Raw genomic sequence first — 2992 nt, 5'->3', positions numbered from 1 at the left:
GAGCAAAGAAGGTAGCTGGGAGCCCTGCTGCCCGTAAACGCCCGATTGGTGAGGGCTAATAATCAGTGGGGGATGAACAGAACCTCCACTGATTAAAGTTTCACTTTATATGATAAAATATCAGAAAATTAAGAAAGAAGGTGAGTGAATTGAAAATTAATCATCTTAATTTAACAGTTACAGATGTAACAGCTGCTAGAGAATTTTTAGAAAGGTATTTTGGTTTAACTTGTGGTGGAGCAAGAGGGAATGGCTTCGCAGTTATGCGTGATAATGATGGGTTTATATTAACTTTAATGAAGGGGAAGGAGGTGCGATATCCGAAAACATTTCATGTAGGATTTCCACAAGAAAATGAAGAACAAGTTAATAAAATTAATCAAAGATTGAAGGAAGACGGATTTCCAGTCGAACCTCCTAAACATGCACATGCGTATACGTTTTATGTTGAAGCACCTGGAGGATATACAATTGAAGTGATGTGCTAATTWAAAATCAAACTTTTTGTTARGAGTTTTTAATTTTAAAAGTAGGAAAAGTCTGTTTTAAGGGTGGAGCTTAAACAGGCTTTTTTACYTATATAATTGGATAGAAAATGCTAGAAGGAATATTACCAAGTTATATATCTATTTACATAATAAAGTTATGGTGCGTTCGTTGTCCTAAAATACAAGTCATATATCTTGTTTCCTCTCATAAATTTAAACATAGGAATTTGTCTACAAAGGTGGCGAAGCCTCATCATGAAAATTCGAATTTGTGCCACGTTCATGTTGTTTCTATTTATATGTTTACCTTTTTCAGCTTTTGCAAAAGGAGAGGAGGCAAAGGAAAGGGTCGTTTCACTTGTATATGATGATTCGGGCAGCATGAGAAATAACGATCGCTGGAAGTATGCCAATTACGCTTTGCAAAGTTTAGTTGCGCTATTAGATGAGAAAGATAAATTTTCTTACGTTCCAATGAGTAAGCCAAATGATTCGTTAAACATTTCGTTAACAAAGGATCAAAGGCAAACAGAAATTGAGGGGATCGGCGCGTGGAAAACATATTTAAATACTCCATTTAGCGCAGTAGAAACGGCGATGCAATCTATAAAAAAGGAAGCAGATATAGATGGGAAACGTGAATTTTGGCTTATTGTATTAACTGACGGGGCATTTAATGATTTGGAGAAAGATAAGGTTGGTGGAAAAGAACAAATTACACAGAAGTTAGCACAGTTTAAGAAAGAAATGGATTCTAAAAAGATCTCTTTACACCCAGTCTTAATCACGATGGAAGAGGATTTAGGGCAGCAAGAGAAAGAGCAGTTAAATACGTTTAAAGAGATTTGGAAAAAAGAAATGAATGGAGTTGTCATGCCGTCTAGCGGTGAGGATGGTATTGTACAAAGTGTGAATCAAGTGGCAGCATTAGTTGCAAATCGTGATCCATTTTCTTCTGTTGAATCGATTGTCAAAACGAAAATAGTAGGGRAAAAAGTAGAGATTACAACACCGTTTCCATTAAAGCGTATGACGCTTGTACGACAATCACCTTCTTTGTCTAATTATAAAGTTATGCAACTTTCCAAACCGTTACAATTGCAGTCTTCTTTTTCYATACATGCACCAGGAGAAGCTAAATTATTCGGAAATATAGTGCATGTAAGTACAGCGAATCAGGAAGTGATTAAGCCAGGGACATATACGATAGAAGTGGATCAGGACATTGAGAAAGAGGGATTACAAGTACTTGTTGAACCAGCGCTTAATTATACTGTTTCTACGTACGACAAAGATGATAAAGATAGAAAAAATGTTGAGAAAATGTATGAAGGTGTGACAGCTGTTATTGAAGCGAAACCTACTGAATTACCAATTCAAACTTCTTATTTCGAAGCAGAAGTAGAAATAGACGGAAAGCAGTATCCGATGAAGTGGGATGATAAAAGACATGTGTTTTATTACGAGACAAAGGTTGGTAAAGAGTTAGTACGCGGGAAAGTCCATATGAATATAAAGGGATTTTATAGACAGACGAAAGAATTCAAGATTGAACCAGCTGAAAAACCAAAATTAACACTTCAAGCTGTTACGAAAGATTATGAAGAAAAGGTAACAAATTTAGAAAATAGTAAACCATTTGTTTTACAGCCCCAGTTAAATGGTAAACCGATGACAGAAGAGGCTGTAAAGAAACTATTAAAATCTACTGGTGTCACATCGAATCAATCGATCAACTATGAATTAAAACAGCATGGTAGTCAAGTTTATGTTTATCCTCGACCTTATTACTCCGACACATTCAATTTTACAGATACCGGCACCGTAGAGGCTACCATCACGATCAATGATTCAAAATTACAAGAAGTAAAGGAAAAGATTGTACTGCACATTGAAAATGCGCCGTTTTTTGAGAAGTATGCGCTCGTTTTTAAATTTGTAATTCCTATCACTTTATTACTTTTAATAGTAGGAATTATTATTTTAGGATGGATTGTTCGTCCGAGATTTCATCGGAAAGCATTACTATATTACGAATGGGATCAAGAAGTAGCGAAAGATTGGCTTTATCAATCTGAACCAGAGTTACTTAAAAATAAATGGTGGAAGCACTATTTTGGCATTCCATTCCGAGCAGAAAGAAAGACGGTGCAATCTGTAACATTAATAGCGAAAAAAGGATCGAAATCTATATTTGTAGCAAAAGAATCGCAAGTGGTTGGGATGATTATTGATGGGATGTTTATAACAGAGGAAGAGGTAGGAATGGAGCATAAGACGTTGTATCCAAATGAACTTTTAGTAATTGATAGAGGATATGGTAAGGAGATTTACCGGTACGAATGTGAATAGTAGATAGGGTGTAAGAGGGGCGGAGGAGGCCCGGCTCTCTTTATTCTTCTTTTCAAACAAGCAAGAATAGGAAGGTGGTTCACATGACATTACAAGTTCCAACAATTTTAATTGGCTTAGGTGGAATCGGTAGTACTGTCACACATCAAATA

At 36.0% G+C, this 2992-nt stretch carries 2 protein-coding genes; both read left to right on the top strand.

Annotated elements, in window-relative coordinates; translation table 11 throughout:
• The first annotated feature begins 149 nt into the window (after positions 1-149).
• The gene (locus AC1DJR_RS24220; RefSeq protein WP_131245328.1) at positions 150-488 is read left to right on the top strand and encodes a VOC family protein; all 339 of its coding nucleotides are present in this window, start codon (positions 150-152) and stop codon (positions 486-488) included.
• Between the two features lie 255 nt (positions 489-743).
• Complete coding sequence (locus AC1DJR_RS24215; protein WP_477003692.1) at positions 744-2840, top strand: vWA domain-containing protein; 2097 nt, start codon at positions 744-746, stop codon at positions 2838-2840.
• Positions 2841-2992: the final 152 nt, after the last annotated feature.

The sequence above is a fragment of the Bacillus sp. 05T31 genome, from assembly GCF_056396725.1.
The sequence above is the reverse complement of the archived record's forward strand: the minus strand, read 5'-3'. Positions and strand labels throughout refer to the sequence as shown.